We start from the raw sequence: 23,655 nt of genomic DNA, 5'->3' as shown, positions 1-23,655 counted from the left end.
CTTACAAAATCTCCTTTCTAAAATTCATCATCCGAGTTGCCATCATAGTCGTCATTGTAATCATCCAGATATTCTCCGTCTGATAATGATGTCAGCTCATCATTTTCATCTGTTCCGCTGAAGCCCGCTTCTTCAAATTCACGTCCATCAGCTTCCCGTTTATCATCATCGATCATGCTCTTAACATTCTCGTCATACGCTTCGATCGTCTCACCGAGATCAACCTCTGTCATATCGTCTTTTACAACTCTGACATCGAGACCAAGTGACTGGAATTCCTTCAGCAGTACCTTGAATGACTCAGGGATACCAGGTGTAGGAATATTCTCACCCTTAATGATCGCTTCATATGTCTTAACACGTCCGATTACATCATCCGACTTAACAGTCAGGATTTCCTGTAATGTATATGATGCACCGTATGCTTCCAGTGCCCAAACTTCCATCTCACCGAAACGCTGTCCACCGAACTGAGCTTTACCACCCAGAGGCTGCTGTGTAACTAATGAGTACGGACCGGTTGAACGTGCATGGATCTTATCATCAACCAGATGGTGGAGCTTAAGATAATGCATGTAACCGATTGTTACAGGGCTGTCAAATTCTTCACCGGTTCTACCGTCACGAAGCTGTACCTTACCGGTTCTGTCGATTGGAACGCCCTTCCATTCTTCTCTGTGGTCTCTGTTCTCATAGAGGTAATTCATTACTTCTTCCGAAACAGAGTCTTTATATTTCTCATAGAAATCTTCCCACTCGGTATTTGCATAATCATTCGCCATCTCAAGAGTATCCATGATATCAAACTCGTCTGCACCATCAAACACAGGAGTTGAAACCTTGAATCCGAGAACCTGTGAAGCAAGACCAAGATGGATTTCAAGAACCTGTCCGATATTCATACGTGAAGGAACGCCCAGTGGGTTCAACACGATATCGAGCGGACGACCATTTGGAAGGAATGGCATATCTTCTACCGGAAGTACACGGGAAATTACACCCTTGTTACCATGACGACCGGCCATCTTATCTCCTACCTGGATCTTTCTCTTCTGAGCAATGTATACTCTGACTGATTTATTAACACCCGGTGAAAGTTCATCACCGTTTTCTCTTGTGAAGATCTTGGTATCCATGATGACACCAAATGCTCCATGAGGAACCTTAAGGGAAGTATCTCTTACTTCTCTTGCCTTCTCACCAAAGATGGCACGAAGGAGTCTTTCCTCTGCTGTCAGCTCTGTCTCTCCCTTAGGAGTAACCTTACCGACAAGGATATCTCCGGCACGAACCTCAGCACCGATACGGATAATACCATTCTCATCCAAATCCTTTAATGCATCATTGGACAATCCCGCAAGATCTCTTGTGATCTCTTCCGGTCCGAGCTTGGTATCTCTTGCTTCGCATTCGTACTCCTCAATATGAATAGATGTATATACATCATCTTTTACAAGTCTTTCACTTAAAAGAACAGCATCCTCGTAGTTGTAACCTTCCCAGGTCATGAAACCGATCAGAGGATTCTTTCCAAGTGCGATCTCTCCACCTGAAGTAGACGGTCCGTCTGCGATAACCTCTCCGGCCTTAACATGCTCGCCCTTGAATACGATAGGTCTCTGGTTCATACAGTTACCCTGATTGCTTCGTGCGAACTTGATAACGTGGTAGATATCCTTTGTTCCATCTTCATCTGCCTTAATACAGATTTCCTTACTTGTGGAATATTCAACTACACCATCTCTCTTTGCAACGATACATACACCTGAGTCAACAGCTGCCTTTGCTTCCATACCGGTACCTACAACGGCTGATTCGGTAAGCATAAGCGGAACTGCCTGACGCTGCATGTTTGATCCCATCAGAGCACGGTTTGCATCATCGTTCTCAAGGAAAGGAATCATGGATGTAGCAACTGAGAATACCATCTTAGGAGAAACGTCCATCAGATCAACTCTTGATTTCGGGAACTCTGTTGTATCCTCTCTGTATCTTCCTGATACGTTGTTATTTACGAAATGACCATCTGCATCCAGAGGTTCATTTGCCTGTGCAACTCTGTAATTATCTTCTTCATCTGCCGTCAGATAAATAACCTCATCTGTAACTACAGGGTTTGCAGGATCTGATTTATCCAGTTTTCTGTATGGTGCTTCTACAAAACCATACTCATTGATTCTTGCATAAGTAGCCAGAGAGTTGATCAGACCGATGTTAGGACCTTCAGGAGTCTCGATAGGACACATTCTACCATAATGAGTATAGTGTACATCTCGAACCTCGAATCCTGCTCTGTCTCGTGACAGACCACCAGGACCAAGGGCTGATAATCTTCTCTTATGAGTCAGCTCAGACAATGGGTTGTTCTGATCCATGAACTGTGACAACTGGGAACTTCCGAAGAATTCCTTAACTGCTGCTGTTACAGGCTTGATGTTGATCAGAGACTGTGGAGTGATCGTCTCTACGTCCTGAGTCGTCATTCTCTCTCTTACAACTCTTTCCAGTCTGGAAAGACCGATTCTATACTGATTTTGAAGAAGTTCTCCGACTGCACGGATACGTCTGTTACCAAGGTGATCGATATCATCCTTTGTTCCAATACCATATTCAAGGTGAATGTTGTAGTTAATTGAAGCGATAATGTCTTCTTTTGTTATATGCTTTGGAACAAGGTCAGATGCATCTCTTGCGATAGCTGCCTTTAATTCTTCTTCGTCTGAATATTCATTTAAAAGGGTTTCAAGGACAGGATAGTATACACCCTCATGGATACCTACTTCAGCAGGATCAAATCCAACATACTTGGACAGATCTACTACCATATTTGAAAGCACCTTTACGTTACGTTCTTCTGTCTGGATCATAACATATGGTACAGCAGCATCCTGGATATCCTTTGCCTGTGCTCTTGTAAGTGTCGTGCCTGCTTCTGCGATCACTTCACCGGTTGCCGGATCGATCGCATCCTCTGCAAGTATCTGACCTGTGATTCTGTTCTGGAATGCCAGCTTCTTATTGAACTTATAACGTCCAACCTTTGCAAGATCATAACGTCTTGGATCAAAAAACATTGCATTGATCAGGTTCTCTGCACTCTCTACTGCAAGAGGCTCACCCGGTCTTATTTTTTTGTACAGCTCAAGAAGACCATCCTGATATGTCTCAGAAGGATCCTTTTCAATACTTGCTAAAATCTTTGGTTCTTCGCCAAACAGATCGATAATCTCTGCATTTGTTCCGATTCCCAGTGAACGGATAAGTACTGTGATAGGCACCTTTCTGGTTCTATCTACACGAACATAGAAAACATCATTCGAATCTGTTTCGTACTCTAACCATGCACCACGGTTTGGGATAACTGTACAGGAGTACAGCTTCTTACCAATCTTATCATGTGCAATATCATAGTAGATACCAGGTGAACGCACCAACTGGCTTACGATAACTCGCTCTGCACCGTTGATCACAAATGTACCTGTCTCGGTCATAAGAGGAAGATCACCCATGAAAATCTCATGTTCTGACATTTCCTTTGCGTCATTTGCATGGAGTCTTACTTTTACTTTAAGCGGTGCAGCATATGTTGCATCTCTTTCCTTGCACTCTTCGATTGAGTACTTCACATCATCTCTACATAACTGGAAATCTACAAACTCAAGACTAAGCTGTCCTGTATAGTCAGTAATAGGAGAGATATCTTTAAATGCCTCCTTCAGACCATCGGTAAGGAACCACTGGTATGAGTTTTTCTGAACTTCGATAAAGTTAGGCATCTCCAGGACATCTTTCTGTCTGGAATAACTCATTCGGATACCTTTACCAGATTGAACAGGACTAATTCTGTTTTTTTCCATCGACACATTCACCCCTTGGAATTTATTTTTAAGCGTATATTCTGTTGAAATGCTTACATTTAACCGAAATATATTAGCCGTGTCATTATACATCTGGTTTGAAAGCAAACCAACCCATAGTATAGACAGTCTACATCATATCACGTTTTCAAGGTGCATGTCAAGAAAAATTTGGAATATTTTTGAAAAAGAATTGAATATGAACTTTTATCCATATTTATATGCCCCTCTGCATTCTTTTGAAACAGCCTGCAGCGGTATTATTACAGAACAGATACATAACGCCGACTATATCATGTCGTATCTGTGTTCAGAATCTTAAAATCACTTATTCGGTCTCAACTGCTCTTATTGATAAAAATGATCAGTTCGCCGGAACTTTGACAAAAACGACCTGGCAGGTAATTCTCCCGCCAGGTCGAAAGATATTCATAAATACAAGGAATAAAATTACTTTAATGTAACCTTAGCGCCTTCAGCCTCTAACTTAGTCTTAGCTTCCTCAGCCTCGTCCTTTGAAGCTCCCTCTTTGATAACCTTTGGAGCGCCATCAACAGCATCCTTAGCTTCCTTTAAGCCAAGACCTGTGATCTCACGAACAACCTTGATAACCTTAACCTTGTTAGGACCAACTTCTGTAAGTTCGATATCGAATGAATCCTTCTCTTCTGCTGCTGGAGCGTCTCCGCCTGCTGCTGCTACAACAACACCTGCTGCTGCTGATACGCCGAATTCTTCCTCACATGCTTTAACTAAGTCATTTAATTCTAATACTGATAAACCTTTGATTACTTCAATAATTTCCTGAGTTGTCATTATTATTTCCTCCATTAATATAATATAGTTTAATAATTGCTGCTTCTATTAAATAGAAGCCGATGTGCCTGTATGCACAAATAATTAAGCTTCCTTCTGTTCTGCAATCTGCTTGATAACACGAGCGAAGTTTGCAATAGGTGACTGGATACTTCCAAGGAATTTGGAAATAAGTACTTCTCTTGAAGGAATGTTTGCAATAACTGCGATACCTGCTGCATCGTAGAATGTACCTTCTACAACGCCACCCTTAAGCTCAAGTGCCGGAGCAGTCTTTGCGAAGTTAGCCAAGATTCTGGCTGCTGCTGTAGCATCTGTCTTACAGATAGCTAATCCGGTAGGTCCTTCGAGACATGGCTTCAGTCCCTCGAACTCTGTGCCTTCAATAGCGAAGTTGATCATGGTGTTCTTGTATACCTTATAAACAACCCCAGCTTCTCTTAACTGCTTACGAAGCTGTGTGTCCTGCTCAACTGTAAGTCCACGGTAGTCAACTACAACTGCTGTCTGAGCACCATCTAAGTTAGCTTTGATTTCTTCAACTACTGGCTTCTTAATCTCTACCTTTGCCATAATGCGCCTCCTTGTTTTACTAATGACTGCACATAGTTAACAGAAAGCATCTTCTGCTAAAATAAGAAAAGCTCTCTGTCGATAAGACAGAGAGCATATAGTTAAAATAATATTAACGATATATTCCTCGGTAGGTGTTTTTCAACTTATGCCATCCGGCACCTACTGTCTTCGGCAGTTCATCGGGGGATACTTTACCATAACACAAGGAATATGTCAATACGTTTTTTCACTTTTTGATGTAAATTTTCACTTTTCCATGTAAATTTACACTTTTTCGTGCAAATACTTTTGCTCACATTATTTATGATGTGTAATTCTTTTATATCTGTTTTTGTCTGGATCTTATTCTTCCCATTTCTTTACAAGGATACTTGCATTGTGTCCGCCAAATCCAAGAGAATTGCTCAGTGCATATGTAATGTCCTTATGAACGCCCTCACCCTTTGTATAATTCAGGTCGATCTCGCCTTCTGTCTCACGAAGACCTACTGTTGGGTGAATGTATCCATCTTCGATAGATTTTACGCATGTAATAAATTCAACTGCTCCGGCCGCGCCAAATAAATGACCGATCATGGATTTTGTAGAATTGATATTTACATTATATGCATCCTTACCAAATGCTTTCTTAATGGCTCTTGTCTCATAAAGATCATTGTGGTGGGTACTTGTTCCGTGTGCATTGATATAATCAACATCTGCCGGTGTAATGCCAGCCTCGTTGATCGCAAGTGTCATGGCTCTTGCTGCACCCTCTCCATCCTCGGCAGGGGATGTAATGTGAAATGCATCACAGGTGGAACCATATCCGACAACCTCGGCAAGGATCTTTGCTCCTCTTGCCTGCGCATGCTCCAAAGATTCCAGAACTACGACTCCGGCGCCTTCACCGATAACGAATCCACATCTGTCTTTGTCAAACGGAATCGACGCACGATCTGCTTCTGTTGCACTTGAAAGAGCTGTCATGGAGATAAATCCTGAAACATTTGTCTCACAGATCGGTGATTCAGCGCCTCCGGCTACCATCACATCTGCATCTCCGACCTGAATATAACGATATGCCTCGCCAATGCTGTTTGTTCCTGTCGCACATGCTGTTACAACATCTGTACATTTGCCCTTTAAGCCATATGCGATCGCTACATTTCCGGCTGCCATATTCGAGATCATCATAGGAACCATCATTACACTGACACGGTTTGCCTTACCATTCATAACCTTGGCATGTTCCTTTTCGATCGTAGCTACACCGCCAAGTCCGTTACCGATACAGGTTCCGAATCTTGTCAGATCTTCTTTCTCAAGATCAATACCGGCATTCTTGATTGCTTCGCCTGTAGCTGCAACTGCATACTGGCAGAACGGCTCCATTCTTCTGGCTGCCTTTGGATCCATATATTGTTTTGGATCAAAATCTTTTACTTCAGCACCCATTTTGCATTTATATTCGGATACATCAAATTTTGTAATCTCGCCAATACCTACTTTATTCTTCTTAATGCCATCCCAGAATTCTTCTACGTTATTTCCGATCGGGGTTACAGCGCCCATTCCTGTTACAACTACTCTTTTCATCTCGTTTTCCTTTCAAAAGACAATCTATCCATTTAGTACATATAAATATGTACCGTCGCAATGCTCATTGTACCATTTCACCTGTCGGTTCAATGTTGGTTTCGCATTATGCTGGTATGTACAAACACATCCCATCGCAATGCTCATTGTACCATCTCGTTTTTAAAACCGCAAGTGTTGGTCTGTTTCTCTTTCAAAATATCTATTTCTCTTTCAGAATATCCATCATCTCAGCGATCATTTCTTCATCCTGAAGCCGGAACAGAATCTCTACTCGTCTGGATGCTTCCAGATCGACAGCTCCATCCTCCTTATAAATCGGATTGCTGTAGGACTTTCCATTTGCCGTCAGCACACTTCGAAGCAGTTCAACATCCGTGGAGCTTATGATCCCGTTACTCTCGGTCAGGCAATACTTTGCAACAGAAAAGGCTCTATGCTGGGAAAGTTCAAGATTATAAATATAAGATCCATTCGTATCTGTATGACCTTCTATAATAATCTCCGATACATAATCACGATATTTTTCATCCAGCAGCACTTTACAGTATTTGGGAAGAAATTCTTTCAAGAATGTCTTTCCTTCTTCCTTCAGATCACTGTCTGCTACATCAAACAAAACGCTTGCATCAAAGGTGATCGCACCCGTTTTCTCGTCTACCTTGACATTTAACGAACTGTCTGCGAACTCATCACGGAGTGCCGCCACCAGATCACTTCGGATGCCTGCGATACGGTCAAGCTCCTCCTGCTGGTCTTTTAACAACTGCTCCTGTTCCTTGATAATTTCTTTCTGCTTATCAAGCTCTGCCTGTTTACTCTCATACTGGCTCTTTGACTGCATCAGTGTAAAAGAAATGATCAGAATAAAGATCAGAAGGAGCGCCGCCATCATATCGGAATACGACAGCCAGTAAGAGGTTTCTTCTTCCTCCGGTCTTCTTCGTTTCTTACTCATGCCTTATCCCTCCCTGCTGCTCTGCTCGATCGCCCTCGGGCGGTTCAGTCTGCCCCGGAAGATGTCATTCTGATCTTTCGTCAGGATACGGATATCTTCGATATCTTCATGCATGGATTTCAGATATGCAAGTGTTTCTTCGATTGCCTTCTGTGTTGCTATCGTTGCTTCCAACTGTTTCTTCTGGAAATCAAGTTCCAGATTGCCATTGTCGTAGGTAGCATCCGGACGCACATACCGTTTGAACTCTGCTACAAATTCATCCAGCTTGTGATATGCCTGTTCCAGAACCGTCTTAAAGATCAGATTAAATGTCAGGGAAAAGATCATACCATAGATAGATGTATGGAACGCAACCTTGATACCATCCATCAGAGGTCCGATACTGTTCGTAATCTCCTCTGCTGAACCTGTATTAAATGCCTGAAGTCCGATTGACAGACCGATAAAGGTACCAAGGATACCCAGTCCTGTCATGGCTCCCGGAACCAGACTCAGACGACCTTTTTCAACCGCATCATCGATCAGCTGGTAATTGATAAAATCTTCGATATCGCAGGCATATTTTCCTTCCTCATCCTGCTCCAGACGTTTCATTTCTTCCACATAATCTACATAGGAATTTCTCAGATGTTCCTCATTAAAGATACCATACCGGGTCTCGGTACGATACAGATCCCAAAGAAGCTTCTTTTCTTTTGCATAGTCGCCCTTGATATAGCTGATGGCTATACGAAAATCTTCCCCCATCTGGTCGATATGCTTCAAATGCTTATATGCATAGACAAATATCGCTCCCACGATTCCAAACATACAGACACTGATCAGCACATTTGCCGGATCCAGACTATCATTTGTCACATTCAGTAAAATACAGATACCGAGCATCACCACATAGACAACAGGCAGCCACTTTTTATTCAGCTCTACCTTCATGTTCTGCTTCTTACGGAATGCTCTTGCCGCACGTTCATTCTGCGGCCGAATGGTTTTTAACCGGTTTCGTTTGTTCATTTTTTCGTTTCCTCTCGTATGATCTCATTCAGCCTTTTCATTCGTATCTGCCAAAGCGTTTCCCCATTCGTTTTATTGTAGCATTAATCCGCATTTTTTACCATCACAATGCGTAAAAAAACGGCACCAGATACAAATAAATTCTATTATCTGTATCTGATGCCGTATGCTAAATACAACATCGTCCATCTGATGCCATAAGCTCTAACTGTCTATCTGACGCTATAAGTTCTGACCCTCACCTGACACCGACCGGCTGTAACGCCTGTATTTTCATTTTACCAACCGCTTGCAGAAGGTTCTGAATATAAAACTTTGGATCCTTTCCCGTTCTTTTTCACGAGTATCAGTTTGGAATATCCATTTTTATCACATTTCTTATACACAATGTAATCACCCTGTAATGTATAATACTGTATCGTTGAAGTACTGCTTGCATTCTTATCCTTCAATACATTATAGATCTCCGTTTTCTTTCCCTTTGACGTCGTATAATCTATCGCCTGTGGAAAATATAAACTACCCACTGTCTTTCCTCTGGAGGTAAGTGAACCTTTTGATGTCTTGATCGGCGTTCTTGCATCCCGTTCTGTACTTAATACAACAGATTTTGCTTTCTTTTTATTTTTTCCGGTAAGTGACATGGAATATGTACCAACCGTTTTATCATATTCTATATCACTGGTCTTTACATGCTGCGTCTTTGTATAGTAGATCTTTTTGCCTGCAAATACAAAATCACGGCCTCTTGCAAGTTTTGTTTTCTTACCATTCTTAATAGATACACGCACGATATACTTATCTGATCCATCGGATCCGCCATAATTATCATAGACTGCATACAGATAATTTCCTTTTTTTCTCAAGCTTCTAAATCCTTTTCCACCTGCTTTGGCAATGGTTTTTGTCTTCTTCGTTTTGATATCATAGCAGAAGATTTTTCCAGTTTCCGTGATTGAATAATAAACCTTATTACCACTGATCACAACTGAACATCCGCCACCACCAATATAGTTATCCTGTGTCTGATATGTCTTTGCATCTGCCTGATTCGGGTAAATTAAGCATCCGATCAGGACTGCAAGCATACTGAATAAAATTGCATGTGATTTTAAAAATTGTTTCATATCTTATCCATCTCCTTCATTATTTGATTAAATATCTGCCTCTATATTCTTCGCCTCTTCATGTCCGGCGCGGCTCTAGTCTCTGATGACCTTATCCAGGCAGCCATGTTCTTCACATGAATTTCTTGCCATTCTTCCCTGCGCATCGATATATACAATATTGCCATCGGCATCTTTGTATGCCAGAGACTCATGCGCTCCTGCGCTTGGATTGGTACTGGCATCTCCGATCGTAAGCCATACGCCTTCGCCTTCTGCAACAGTATCTGTCGCTTTATCATACAGATAATTCAGTCTCAGATCCTCCTCTGCCGCAGCGCAGACAATATCTATAGCCACACAGGTTATGATACCGCCACGCAATGCCATCGCGCGGTTTAAAACCGGCATATTGAACATATTATAATAAAGCGCAATACCATCGACTGAGAATCCATCCCACAGAGTCGGATTTACATCTTTTTGAGTACATTGATATCCCGGATAATGCGCTGTCGTTGAAATATAATCTGCAAGAGTTTTCAGCTTATCATAATTCGACATATCATCTGTCCACAGCTTTGCCTCTACATTTCTCCGAACCTTTGTATACAATTCTGTATCAAGAAGATTTCCATCTTCATCATATGGCTTCGGAGCAACATACATAGTGTCATATAAAACACCATCCCTGTAAGCATCCAGTCTGCACACGCGCACACCTGCACCAGCTGTTACAGTAAGCTTGCACTGTGACATTGCCTTGCCGGAAAATTCTATTTTTCCACTTGTTGTCGAAGTCGTAACGGATGTTGTCTCTCCATATACCCCCTTCAGATTATAGGTTTCTACTTTTATTTCCGATTCTGAAGTATTCCAGCCTGCCCAATCCATCAGATTTCTGTATTCTTTCGGTGTAACATCGGATACCTTAAAGGTTATATGTTCATTTAACCATGCAGCATTACCTTCACATGCAAACCATTCACAAAAAGAACCTGTACCATTCGTTACGGTTATATCTTCAACCTCTTTCTTCATGGTTTCCCCGTACCTATAACCGGACAGATTAAATCCTCCAAGCGGGTCTTCATTATTGTATATTCTCACTTTTCCCAAAGCAATCCATGTCTCTTTATAATGCTCTGTCTCAGGGAATATAATACACAGGCTGGTATGTCCGGCACTCGTACATACCACATTTCCGTTCTCATTCTTTTTGGTATATCTTTCTGTATAATCGATATATTCTCCCTGATTACCATAAGTATAATATTCCTTTATTTCTCCTGCACATTCCGGCTGCTTGGAATAATGAACCTTTATTTCTTCTCCCACTTCATATTCCATTTTTTCCAGCTCTGCCGTGCCATCCCACTCTTTTTTTTGATCCTCGGACTCCTGTCCGCCGGAATTCGTGTCCCCGGTAGTGCCTGAGTTCCCGATGGTATCTGTATCCTTAGTTGCACCTGTGTTTCCAGTGATGTCTGTATCCTTGGTGGTGCCTGCGTTCTCAGTGGCATCCGTTACATCTGTGGTGTTCTCAGACTTATTGCTATCACCAGTATTCTTCTGACCGGAGTCCTTCTTTGTCGTCTTCTTTTTCACTTTAACAGACTTCACTTTACTCCATGCGCTGTGATATTTTTTCTTCTTTACAGTCCGGTACACACGCACTCTGACATAATATTTTTTGCCCTGCTTCAGCTTCTTAAACGTTACCATTGTTTTCTTAGCACTGACTTTCTGGCTTTTTACGTTTTTCTTAAACTTCTTGTCTGTACTGATCTGAATCTGATAGCTGCCCGCCTTTTTTGATTTCTTAAATCTTACTGTCACCTGTCCCGCTGATCTGGATCTTACTGACGTAATAGATGTCTTTGGAACTGTAACCTTACTGCCTGTTTTCGCTTCTGATGTAAATGAGCAATTCACGCATAGCAATGCTGCCACCATGCACCAGACAATGATCTGCTTCAATCTATTCTTCATGTATTATCTCACCTTTTTTACTTTTACACCCTTCTTCACATAGTAAACATGCTTTCTATAGGTGACATTTCCAGTGTAAGATTTCTTCCATACACCATTCTTGACATAACATTCTTTCTTACCATTTTTGATGAATGCTGTCTTGTCTGTCTTCAGACCTTTTTTAACATAATAAGTTGCCTTACCGACTTTTACAAATCCGGTCTTGGTGTTCTTTGCGCCCTTATTCAGATAATAGGTCTTCTTACCAACCTTTACGAATTCATTCTTTGTACTGCAGACACCCTTCTTTACATAGTAGTACTTCTTGCCTTTCTTCACGAATCCGGTCTTCTTATTCTGCACTACACCCTTCTTGATGTAATAGGTCTTCTTGCCAACTTTGATGAATCCGCTTCTGCCTGACTGGATCAGACCTTTCTTTACATAGTAATATTTTCCGTCAGATCCCTTTACAATGCCATTACTTGTAAGGGATACCTTTGGTTTTGAGATCTTATAAGAACCACCATTAATGCTTCTTGCCATCTTATCGAATACTTTATAAATATTCTGATTATTTTTCATAGCTGCAGGATTCTTACCCTTACTGATCACCTTCTGAGCTGCAACGGTATTATTTGGAAGGTCGCCCAGAGAACTCATTACAGAAGGATCGCAACATAAGGCTTTTAGGAACTGCACTGCTGCTTCATCCTGCCTGCCACTCTTAATTGCGTAGTATGTACCACCCCAGTTATAGGCAAATGGTCCCTGGCAGGCAGCCATCGGCTTGTCAAATGTAATGCTATACTGTCCCCAGGTGCCAGAGAACCAGCCAAATACCTTACCGGATGTCATATCAGCCACCCAAGCACTGCTCCACATCGAGCTTCCTGTATCATATCCATTTCTACGGGTCGCCTTCGCGATCTTTTCCACAGTCTTCTTATCTGCTTCAGATAACATAAATACCTTGCTATTATCCTCGTAAGAATACGATGTATCCCCTATCATGTTATTGAGAATACCCTCACAACCACTCATTGTATATTTTGATGCTCCGGAGGTCATATAGTAACCGGCCTCTTTCATCTTTGCAGCAACAGACAGATAGCCATCAGCTGTTCCGATCATCTTCTGAACCTTTTCAGGATCTGAAGTTCCAAGAACCTTCTGTGCAATATCCGGATCAAACATAAATGCTCCCGGTGTTGCTTCCGGTGTCATCGCTACAAGCTTGCCCTTATAGGTTCCTGCTTTTCTGGTATATGGATAAGACTGGCTGTAAGCATCTGTAAGTCCAAGCTTGTCCAAATCTGTAAATACTCCTGTAGATAAAAGTACATCCAGCTTTGCTGAATCCATCAAAACGATAAACGTAGCTTCGGGATTGTTTGCAAGCTTCTGCTGTACTAATGCATAATATTCAGCTGATCCTCCGCCAACTTCATATTTGATCACTTCGATATTCTTTGTATAAGACGGATATTTCTTATTAACCGCCTTTATCGCCTGTTCCACCTGACTATCCCATGTCAGAATATAGACCTTATTTGTCTTTAATTTGCTCTCTTTGGCTATACTGTTTACATATACAGTAAAGGAAACTGTGCTTGAATTACCCATTTCATCAGAAATCACACAGTGATAATCCTCAGTCTTCAGCTTTTTTGTTTTGTTTACCGGTGCTGTACAGGTATAAGATGCTCTATGCCCTAACTGTCCTACATCTCCCCCGTATGACTGTCCTTTATACCATGTATATGTAAGCTTCCCCTGATTACTGCTTGCGGATACCTTTAGTGTTACTTTCTCTCCTGAGTTCGCTATCACCGTATTATTGCCAACTGCTTTAGCTGTTATATTTGAAGAATTTACATAAATATAAAATTCACAAAATTTTCCATCTCTACTATTCTTGTCGGATATAGATACATAAACAAACTGGGATTTTGTAACATTTCTCAATGTATATGACAATCCATCTGCACTGACAGCTCCACCATCTGTAAGCCAGTTACAACTACCCACCTCAAAACCTGCCGGTAGATTTAACTTACTGAGATTTATTGATAAGGTGACATCTGCTCCGGATTCTACCAACACCGTCTCCTCGTAATCAACACTTCCCGCCTCTACCGGAAACTTTAGTCCCGGCAGCCATATGAGTGCAGCTATAGCGATGCACATAAGCGCCAGTAGTTTCTTCATTTTTTTCATAATCATCTCTCCTTTGCTTTTAAAATTGTGATATATTACTCATTATAATTTACATTGTAGCTATACAGATCTTTAATCTTCTTACCTTTATTATTAAGAAGCTGAAGGGTGATTTTACATTCACCCAGTTTCTTCTTTGCTTTATTCTTTCTTAACAGAATATAGTCTCCAAGCACAATATAGCTTCTTCTCTCGCTTGAGCTGGAATTAATGACCTTTTCTTCTCCTGTCGCAATATTCTTTTTGTTTAACAGGCCAAAAGATCCCATTGAGTCATATTCATATCCCTTATACTGTGCTTTCTCACCGTCAATTACGCAGCCGGATGTGCTGACCTTAACCTTCATATATGTTTTCGGCAGATTCTTGATCTTTGTCTTTTTCCCTTTTTTGTTTATTTTGTAGAAAACATCAAAGTTGTTATAGACATACACCGCATCTCTATAAACAATTATGCGGCTGTCCTTTACATTTCGACACACTTTCGTAAGCGCTTTTTGACTGATTACTTTTTTATGAGAGCCATCCAGATTCATAGATGCAAAATAATAATTATAGTTTGAAGTGCCATTTGAATATGCATAATATATCTTATTCTTATAAATGGAAAACTCAAAACCCGGCTCCGGCGAAACGCTGATTGATGAACGCTCAAAAAATAATTTTTTCACCTTTCCATTTTTCACATTTACGCGAATAATGCCATAACACATAAGATCATCCTTTAAACCACAATAAAGATATCCTTTATAGTAAAACATGTTGCTGATATTGGCATAATTCTTATAGGAATAATATGTATTCTTATTTCTTACCTGCTTTGGCAGCTTTGCTAACTTCTTGTTTGTCTTTTTCTTGACATCATAGCAAAAGATATAACCCATTCTGTCACTTGAATAATAAATCTTATTGCCTACCTGTACCGCAGCATAAGATGTATCATGCAATCTATGACATCCTATCACTGTCTGGGAATCATCCGCCGCTGATAATGATGCTGCCTCCGTCTTTAATACCGGTGCCGTAGGTATGATACCGCTGATACCCAGCATCACGGCTAATACAAGACACATGATGCGTTCTTTCATCTTATTCTTTTTCATCCATCTCTCTCCTTTTCTCTTATACACTATGCCTTCTATCGGTTACACTGCTTTTCTTATACTTATGTAAACCTCATTGATGTCTGTAAAAAAGCACAAATATTATAAAAAAAAAAAAACGGCTGTCAATAGTCTACAAAAAAATTCTTGCTTTTTAGATGTTTTGCACATTTTACTTTTTCTTTCTATAATAGTCGCATATTTTTTCATAACGAAAGCATCTACTATAACAGACAGGTCAATTTGCAAAAAAGTTTTAAAAAAATAAAAAAATCCAGATACAGCATTTCTGCCATATCTGGATCTTTTATTTATCAATATTTCGCAAAATCAATATCCTTGTAAGCATTTAATTTTGACAAAAAACAATATTAATGATAATTTCATTACAAAATAAATACAATTTTTTGGAAAATAAAAATGCTATAACGAAACAATGCCAGATACAAATATATACTTTGTATCTGGCATTTATATTCTTTAAGCTATATTCTATTCTATCTTACAGGCTCATGCCACCGTCTACACGGATAACCTGTCCTGTAATGTAAGATGCCTTGTCGGATGCAAGGAATGCTGCCGTCTCAGCGATATCTGACACCTCACCCAGTCTCTTAACTGTGATGTGGTCGAGCATCGCATCCTTCATCTTATCTGACATTGCGTCTGTCATATCTGTCTTGATGAATCCCGGCGCGATCGCATTTGCTGTTACACCACGGCTGCCAAGCTCCTTTGCTACAGACTTTGTCATGCCAATGATTCCGGCTTTGGATGCAGCATAGTTGATCTGTCCTGCATTTCCCTCGATACCGACTACGGATGACATGTTGATGATCCTGCCATACTTCTGCTTCATCATCGGTCTGTACACATGCTTGATACAATTAAATGCACCCTTCAGGTTGATATTGATAACCTGATCGAAGTCTTCTTCTTTCATACCGAGCATGATATTATCTCTTGTAATACCTGCATTGTTTACGAGGATATCAACTCTGCCATACTGCTCCAGTGCGAACTTGATAAGTCCCTCTGCCTCTGTAAAATCAGCTACATTTGCCTTATAAGCAACTGCCTCTCCGCCGGCTTCCTTGATCTCTGCTACGAGACTGTTTGCACGCTCCTCTGAGCCATTATAATTGACAACTACCTTTGCGCCATATCCTGCAAATGTCTTTGCGATGGCTCTGCCGATACCACGTCCGGCACCTGTTACGACTGCTACCTTATCCTTAAGCATTCAGTTCCTCCAATTTCTTCAGATCATCAACAGTTGCGATGTTGATGCATTTCATTTCCTTGTTGATCTTTCGCATGAAGCCGGACAGGGTCTTTCCAGGTCCAACCTCTACAAATGTATCTACGCCGTCTGCGATCATAGCTTCGATACTCTGCTGCCATCTGACAGATGAATATACCTGACGCATCAGTAAAGTCTTAACCTCTGAAGCATCTGTTACATAACATGCATCAGCATTACATACATACGGAAGGAAATCGTCTGCGATCTCTACATCTCTTAAGTATGCATATAACTTTTCACCGGCTGGTTCCAGCATCTTGGAATGGAATGGGCCGCTAACATTTAACTTGATCACTCTCTTGGCTCCTGCTGCCTGAAGGGCTTCACATGCTTTGTCAAGGGCTTCTGTCTCACCGGAAATAACGATCTGTCCGGGGCAGTTATAATTTGCGATCTGAACATTGCCCGGAGTCTCCTCGCAGACCTTTGCGATCACTTCTGCATCTGTAGCGATAACGGCTGCCATAGCACCCTGACCAAGCGGAACTTCATTCTGCATCAGGATACCACGCTGTCTTACGGTACGGATCGCATCCGGAAGCTTCATAGCTCCACAAGCTGTAAGTGCGCTGTACTCACCAAGTGACAGACCTGCGAATACATCTGCCTTCAAACCTGCATTCTTTACATGCTCATAGATAGCAAGTTCTGCTGCTACCATAGCAGGCTGTGTATATTCTGTCTTGTTGATATCTTCATTTTCCTCAAAGCAGATCTTCTTCAGATCAATGTCAAGCACACTGTCTGCTGTATCGATCACTGCCTTACTGTCTTCAAAATTGTCATAAAAATCCTTAGCCATGCCTACATACTGAGCACCCTGGCCAGGGAAAATAACTGCTGTTTTACCCATTTTTCTCACCTGTCTATTCTATTTATCGGCAATTGCGATGTTCAAAGAGTAGATGATGTTCAATCATTTGATTTGCCAACACAGAGGCATTTGAGTCCGCCGGTCGTCACATTTCGTACTTAGCGAGTGCCTTTTGGCACGAGGTTAGAACGAAAGCGCGCCCTTGTGGTGTGGATGGCGCTGCAAGCGGCATCTTAGTACCGCTGCAGGACGAAACGAGCGGAAGCGTCCTCTGGTTGGGAAAGTCAAGATGGTTGGACATCACACAATATCTAAACATCACAATTGCCCATCCCTGTATACTAAAAGAAGCAGCCAGTCTGTCATCCACCAACCTGCGCCGGGCAAATCTGGTATGTAGACATCTTCGCTGCCTCTTGTCTGCTTCTGATGTGAATTATTCTTCTACACCTTTGCTCTTAAGATAGTTAAGTACGTCTTCGAATGTAGCAACGTCTTCAAGCTCCTCAGCAGGGATCTCAACGTCGAATTCATCTTCCATCTTCATTACTATCTCATATAAATCTAATGAATCTACTCCTAAATCATCTTTGAAGTTAGTATCGAGCTGCATCTCATCCTGTGATACTCCTAACTGCTCTTCGAAAATAGCTTTTACCTTATCGAACATATTAATAATTCCTCCTAAATATAGTAAATGTTTATCTCACTGCCCCGCGGACGATTATAATATAACGCATGGATACAGTAAAGTCAACAAAATACTGTTCCGTTTTTTTCCTTTTTTTCTATCTGTTTCTGACAGCATCTAACGGCTGCAGTTTCGATGCAAATCTCGCAGGAAAATATCCGGCACATATCGCAAGCAGAATCGCTCCGACAACGGCTCCGACTGCAAGCTCCCATGGGATCATTGCAATCTGCGTTCCCTTTGCCAGATCGAACATTTTAATAGCAATCTTATCTACGATACCCTTAAAACCATAAGATAAAAGCACTCCTATGATGCCGCCTGCTGCTCCGATGATTCCTGCCTCTGTAAGGAACAGGATCTGCAGCTCATCCGGATCGCATCCGAGAACCTTTAATACGCCGATCTCATTGATCCGGTCAAATACCGATGTTGTCATGGTATTGCTGATTCCGATCACGGCTACGATCAGTGCGATCGCTCCGATACCGCCCAGTAAAAGCTGTACCATCTTCAGATATTTCTGTATCGTATCCAGATACTCTTTCTCATTTTCTGTCGTATAACCCATATCCTGAAGCTTCTTCACGATAGAATCGACATGATCGATATTATCAACAGTCACAACCGCTCCGGAATATACGAAATCCTTGTACGGATTTCCATTTGCATCAAGCGGCTGTCCCGGCAGCGTTCCCCCACTGGATACTCTGCCTAAAAAGCTCTTTAACACATCCAGATCGCAGTAAACACTCTGTGAGTCTCTGTTATATGTATCTTCTCCACTGTCAATAACCGCTCCGACTTCTATCTTCACCGGTGCCATCTCCTGTGAATCCCAAAAGGACAGATCCACTTTTTTTCCGATCCATGTTTCTGCTTTTTTCTTCTCTGTCACATCATAGGTCTGCTCCGTTTCCGGATTATAGAATAAGGATGTGACCTTATTTCCCATGATAAGCACCGGCTTCACGCTCGATGTTGTCTGCTTTGACGTCTTTGTATACTTAAGCTTCGCAAGCTCCGACTGTGGAATACCTGTAATCGCACCATCATAAGAATATTTTCCGTTTGTGATGGTCACATACATCTCATAGGTCGGATATACGGAACTGACATATTCAAGCTCCTGAAAAGTTTTCACGGTCTGATCCATGATCATCCGGTCTTTGTGCTTGCCGCCGGTTGCTCCGGCCACCCGAATCTGGCAAATACTTTCACTGTCCACCATGGTATTGATCATTTCCTGTCTTACGCCGATACCGACTGCAAGCAGGGTCACAACAGAGATCACACCGATCACAACTCCAAGTATGGTTAGAAAGGTTCTGGTTTTCCGTCTTTTCATATTCATCAAACATAAATGACTGATCCAACCCATTTAGAACTCCTCCAATATCTCTTTCTTCCTCTTTCTTCTGCGAATGATCCAGATAACAATGAACGCTGCAACAACCACAGCAACAACGATCTCTATGATCATCTTACTGTAATCCTTCTTCTGTACATCCTTTACTTTTTCGATGTCTGTATAGACAGGTGCATTTACGCTGATCGAGAAATTCTCTTCCAGTGTTGTTACATTTCCCGATTTATCTTCATATGTAACGATAAGCTTACCCATCTCGCCGCCGGTGCCTGTCGTCTTCGTTGTGTTTGCAAGTATATCGATCGAGCCATTCTTACCCGGTTCGATATTGCCGATATAGACATCACCTTCAGATGTAAATCTTGTATCGATCTTTGCCTTTACGTTATAGAGGGTAGATGCTCCCAGATTGCTGACGCTTCCCATGATCTCGATGGAATCTCCGAGTGTCACATCCGACTCTGCATATACACCGGTGATCTCGCCACGTTGTTTGATCGTAACCGGCAGATAGATCGTATCTGTCACGGTATATGGATTGCCATAGCGGTCTTCATACTCATCTGTCACTGTCAGCTTATAAGCCTTTTCTTCCAGATTGGCTGCTGCCTGCATCGGGAACTCAAATGTATAAGTCTCTCCGCCTTCCAGACTTGCCAGATATCCGGTTCCGGCTCCGGATGCCGGAATCAGTTCGCCTCCTTCGGAAGCAACTGCCATTTTCAGATTACTGATCTTTTTATCTGCAGTATTCTTGATCGTAACCTCAAGTGTAAAGGTTCCGCCTGCCACTACTTCATTCTCTTTGATCTTATAATCAGTTACCATAACCTTTGGCTCTGCTGCTGATACAGAAGCCATTGTATCCTTATATCCAAATACAGCAAGGAATCCAAGTACACATGCCATACAGATTGTAAGTATTCGTTTCATCTCTACATCTCCTCTCCTTCTGATATCTTCCCATCAGTGATCCTCACGATACGGTCTGCCTCTCTCGCCAGATCGATGTTATGTGTGATAAGTACCAGCGTCTGATCCAGCTTCTTAACAGAATCCTGAAGCAGAGTGATAACTTCATTTCCATTCTTGGAGTCAAGTGCTCCGGTAGGCTCATCGGCAAGGATCAGTGCCGGGCGATTTGCCAGTGCTCTTGCGATCGCTGCGCGCTGCTGCTGTCCACCGGATAACTGGTTTGGAAGATGCTTCCGTCTGTCCTTCAGGCCTAACATCTCGATGATATGATCGATGTAATCACGATCCGGTTTTCTGTGATCGAGCAGGATCGGCATCTTGATATTTTCCTCTACTGTCAGTACCGGGATCAGGTGATATGCCTGAAATACAAATCCGATCTTTCTTCTACGGAAGACCGACATCTCCTCATCGGTCAGTCTTGTGATATCCTTTCCGTCTACAATGACATTTCCCTCATTTGGAGTATCCACACCACCCATAACATGAAGCAGGGTGGATTTACCGGAACCGGATGCACCGACAACCGCCACGATCTCGCCCTTATTGACTGTCAGGTTCACATCATCAAGCGCCCATACTCTGGTATTTCCTTCTCCGTATATCTTTGTTACATGTTCCATTTTTACGATTTCCATAGCTTACCCTCTTTCCTCTGCATTCCCCGCAGATCTTTCTATCTATAATTTTTACCTGCATATTTATTACGTTTCTGTTTTTTACCTTGCAATGCAGCAACTCCGTTTAGCCCTTCGTCCGCTGTATCAGGTTTATATGTCACGCTTACTCCTCAAGTTTCAGATCTTCTACCATTGCTGCCGGAAGATCTCTGATCGCCAGCCAGATGCTTCCACAGATGATCAGCCCCGATGCCACAAGTCCGACTCCAAATGCCCACCAGGCTATAGACTTTCCTACATCGAGCACCATATTAAGATAGATAAAGAATCCATATGATATGCCAACACCTATAATAAAGCCGAATACATTCGCAACGACCGTCGTCATAACACCCTCTAACATAACGGTTTTTAACAGACGCTTTCTGGACATTCCGATCACCCGGAGCTGTGCGAATTCTTTTCGTCTCAGATGCAGATTTCCGGCTGTCGTATTCACGATGTTTACCGAACTTAATACAAAGATAAACAGTACTGCTGCGACTGCATACCGAACAAAGCTTTTCAGGTATACACAGATCTGCATAGCCTCTCCATATAATGAATCCTCGTTATAGGACAGCAATTCTGTTACAGCACTAACTGATATATGATCCATATCGATCTTATATTTCATACCGGCAATATCATTTTCTCCGTACCCGGTCAGATCAAAATAATCACCTTGCCGCATATAGATCTGTCGGTCAGAATCCCCTTCAAATACCTGCGTTCCAAGATCCAGAATACCTTCTACCTTATAGGTCTTATAATGACCCTCCGCGATCAGCCGGTCTTTAATCTTCTTATATTCCACATATTCCTGCCGCACGGAAGTCCGTTCTTCTGCGTTTTTTACTGTGCCGTACTCACTGTCGCTATCTTCTGTCGTACCTGCCTTTTTCTGCTGTTTTTCAAATTCCTGATCGATCTTCTCCTTTGCTTTCAGACATTCTTTCTGATATAAAGCAAAATCAACTAATTGAACCGTATCACCCAGTTCGAAATGATAAGTATCAAAATGATACGCTTTATCATATAAGGTATCATTCGTATCATCTGCCTCTTTCAGATCCCAACTGTTAAAGCTTCCTCCCTCAACGACCAGAATACCGTCCTCGGATAGTTCTGTCGTTCCTGCTTTCAGATATCTTGCAAGGTCATTCAGATCAGAATCGTCACATCCGATCACATCTGTGCTGTTTACTATACTTTCCGCTACACTTTTGGTAACTTCCGGATCTTTATCCTCTGATGTATCTCCTGTTCCATTTAACTTATCCATATAAAGATCGTAATAATATCCCATCGTGACCTTTGTCCGGAATTCATCTGTGATCTTTCCTGTATAAGAATCCGTATTTACAAGATCCCCCACACAGGCATATACCTTTTTGGACGCTACCACATTGTTATTCTTCGACAGATCCCGAAATACCTCCGCAGATGGCAAGGTGCTCTGTGCTTCTTCCAGGCTCGTTGAAGCTGACGAATACGATGTCAGATTGATCTGATATTCCCCATATTTTTCACCCGTTTCCTTCCAATATTTCCGAATCTGTCCCCAGCAGCTGCATATCAGTACGATCGCTGATATACTGAATACCATAGCTGTGACTGTCTTTATAAATCTTCCTTTATTTCGAAGAACACTCTTTCTGGCATATGCACCTTCGATTCCAAATATCTTTCCCATCAGACCACCACCATGACGACGAAGCTTTTCTTTCTTGATCCTGTATTCACCACGAACCGCACTGACCGGTGTCATCTTCGTTACCAGCTTGGCATTCTCACGCATTACGAAATACATATCTCCCAGATAAGTGATCAGGATCGGTATCATCGGAATGATATGGAAGCCTGCGCTTATCTTAAATATAAATCCAAGGATCATGCTGACAATTCCGCCCATCACAATGCCGGCAAGCAGTCCGGCGATCTCAAGCATGGCTCCCATCCGATAGATGATGCCGCTTAACTGTCCTTTCGTCGCTCCGATACATCGTAAGATTCCATAGTCCTTTACCTGCTCTAATGTGAACATCTGGATCGTATTTCTGATAACTCCGACTGCAAAGACTGCAAATATATATGCAACTAACAGAACCACGATCAATATAACGTCAAATCCTTCCTCCATATCCTGCAGATACCAGGTGGACAGATCCCAGTTGAGTTCTGCATCCACCCCATAATCTTCTATCATCTCGTTCATGATCTTAGCCATCCTGTAAGGATGTCCGGTATTTACATACAATGCATTGTCATATACCTTTTCTACATATTTGCCATCCGTTCCATCGATCATCTCCCACTCACTCACCACATACTTTCCTGTGTATGCCTGTGTGACACGATCATCCGACGCGATCTGTGATAAGGTTTCCTGATCATCCGTCAGGAACACGATCTCATAGTCCGCTTCCTTTCTTACATCCTTTTGCTGCTGCAACATATAAGAATAGAAAATGTTCAGTCCCGCATACAACACGATTACTGTGATCATTACACCGATGATCGTGATCACACATCGTTTTTTGCTTGCTTTCAGGTAATATACTGCAAGTTTCTTATAGTCTGTCATTTTCACCTCTCCTTTTTATTTCACCCCGATAATTTTGGCCTCTCTTCATCAT

Annotated in this window: 17 protein-coding genes and 1 other annotated feature; all 17 genes read right to left on the bottom strand. The window is 41.9% G+C overall.

Annotated elements, in window-relative coordinates; genetic code table 11:
* Positions 1-17: 17 nt before the first annotated feature.
* The 17 genes from LK416_12590 to LK416_12510 all read right to left on the bottom strand — a co-directional run bounded on the left by LK416_12590 (position 18) and on the right by LK416_12510 (position 23,603).
* Complete coding sequence (locus tag LK416_12590) at positions 18-3,857, bottom strand: DNA-directed RNA polymerase subunit beta (protein ID UEA74481.1); 3,840 nt, start codon at positions 3,855-3,857, stop codon at positions 18-20.
* A 450-nt stretch (positions 3,858-4,307) separates the two neighbouring features.
* Positions 4,308-4,673: a 50S ribosomal protein L7/L12 gene (gene rplL / locus LK416_12585; GenBank protein UEA74480.1), complete on the bottom strand. Its 366-nt coding sequence runs from the start codon at positions 4,671-4,673 to the stop codon at positions 4,308-4,310.
* 84 nt (positions 4,674-4,757) lie between these two features.
* Positions 4,758-5,246 carry a 50S ribosomal protein L10 gene (rplJ, locus tag LK416_12580; GenBank protein ID UEA74479.1) on the bottom strand — a complete coding sequence of 163 codons (489 nt, stop codon included), beginning with the start codon at positions 5,244-5,246 and terminating at the stop codon, positions 4,758-4,760.
* A 55-nt stretch (positions 5,247-5,301) separates the two neighbouring features.
* Positions 5,302-5,439 (bottom strand) — a sequence feature (ribosomal protein L10 leader region).
* 152 nt (positions 5,440-5,591) lie between these two features.
* Positions 5,592-6,827 (bottom strand): beta-ketoacyl-ACP synthase II, encoded by a 1,236-nt coding sequence (gene fabF / locus LK416_12575; GenBank protein UEA74478.1) that lies wholly within the window; start codon positions 6,825-6,827, stop codon positions 5,592-5,594.
* 202 nt (positions 6,828-7,029) lie between these two features.
* Positions 7,030-7,785 (bottom strand): OmpA family protein, encoded by a 756-nt coding sequence (locus LK416_12570; protein UEA74477.1) that lies wholly within the window; start codon positions 7,783-7,785, stop codon positions 7,030-7,032.
* Positions 7,786-7,788: 3 nt separating this feature from the next.
* Entirely contained in the window at positions 7,789-8,799 is a 1,011-nt protein-coding gene (locus tag LK416_12565) for a MotA/TolQ/ExbB proton channel family protein (protein UEA74476.1), read from the bottom strand.
* A 278-nt stretch (positions 8,800-9,077) separates the two neighbouring features.
* The gene (locus LK416_12560; protein ID UEA74475.1) at positions 9,078-9,926 is read right to left on the bottom strand and encodes a hypothetical protein; all 849 of its coding nucleotides are present in this window, start codon (positions 9,924-9,926) and stop codon (positions 9,078-9,080) included.
* Positions 9,927-10,001: 75 nt separating this feature from the next.
* Positions 10,002-11,897, bottom strand: a complete 1,896-nt coding sequence (locus tag LK416_12555; GenBank protein UEA74474.1) for a fibronectin type III domain-containing protein — start codon at positions 11,895-11,897, stop codon at positions 10,002-10,004.
* A gap of 3 nt (positions 11,898-11,900) precedes the next feature.
* Entirely contained in the window at positions 11,901-14,099 is a 2,199-nt protein-coding gene (locus LK416_12550) for an ABC transporter substrate-binding protein (protein ID UEA74473.1), read from the bottom strand.
* 35 nt (positions 14,100-14,134) lie between these two features.
* Positions 14,135-15,202 (bottom strand): hypothetical protein, encoded by a 1,068-nt coding sequence (locus tag LK416_12545; protein UEA74472.1) that lies wholly within the window; start codon positions 15,200-15,202, stop codon positions 14,135-14,137.
* Between the two features lie 502 nt (positions 15,203-15,704).
* On the bottom strand, positions 15,705-16,445 hold the full coding sequence (fabG, locus tag LK416_12540; protein ID UEA74471.1) for a 3-oxoacyl-[acyl-carrier-protein] reductase: 741 nt from the start codon (positions 16,443-16,445) through the stop codon (positions 15,705-15,707).
* A complete protein-coding gene (gene fabD, locus LK416_12535; protein ID UEA74470.1) occupies positions 16,438-17,361 on the bottom strand; it encodes an ACP S-malonyltransferase in 924 nt (307 codons plus the stop codon). Before fabD ends, fabG begins: the two co-directional genes overlap by 8 nt.
* 397 nt (positions 17,362-17,758) lie before the next feature.
* Entirely contained in the window at positions 17,759-17,992 is a 234-nt protein-coding gene (acpP, locus tag LK416_12530) for an acyl carrier protein (protein UEA74469.1), read from the bottom strand.
* A 118-nt stretch (positions 17,993-18,110) separates the two neighbouring features.
* Complete coding sequence (locus LK416_12525; GenBank protein ID UEA74468.1) at positions 18,111-19,394, bottom strand: ABC transporter permease; 1,284 nt, start codon at positions 19,392-19,394, stop codon at positions 18,111-18,113.
* Positions 19,395-20,315, bottom strand: a complete 921-nt coding sequence (locus LK416_12520; GenBank protein UEA74467.1) for a hypothetical protein — start codon at positions 20,313-20,315, stop codon at positions 19,395-19,397.
* A 2-nt stretch (positions 20,316-20,317) separates the two neighbouring features.
* Entirely contained in the window at positions 20,318-20,995 is a 678-nt protein-coding gene (locus LK416_12515) for an ABC transporter ATP-binding protein (protein UEA74466.1), read from the bottom strand.
* A 145-nt stretch (positions 20,996-21,140) separates the two neighbouring features.
* Positions 21,141-23,603 (bottom strand): ABC transporter permease, encoded by a 2,463-nt coding sequence (locus LK416_12510; GenBank protein ID UEA74465.1) that lies wholly within the window; start codon positions 23,601-23,603, stop codon positions 21,141-21,143.
* Positions 23,604-23,655: the final 52 nt, after the last annotated feature.

Source organism: Lachnospiraceae bacterium GAM79, assembly GCA_020735665.1.
GTDB lineage: Bacteria > Bacillota > Clostridia > Lachnospirales > Lachnospiraceae > Coprococcus.
The sequence above is the reverse complement of the archived record's forward strand: the minus strand, read 5'-3'. Positions and strand labels throughout refer to the sequence as shown.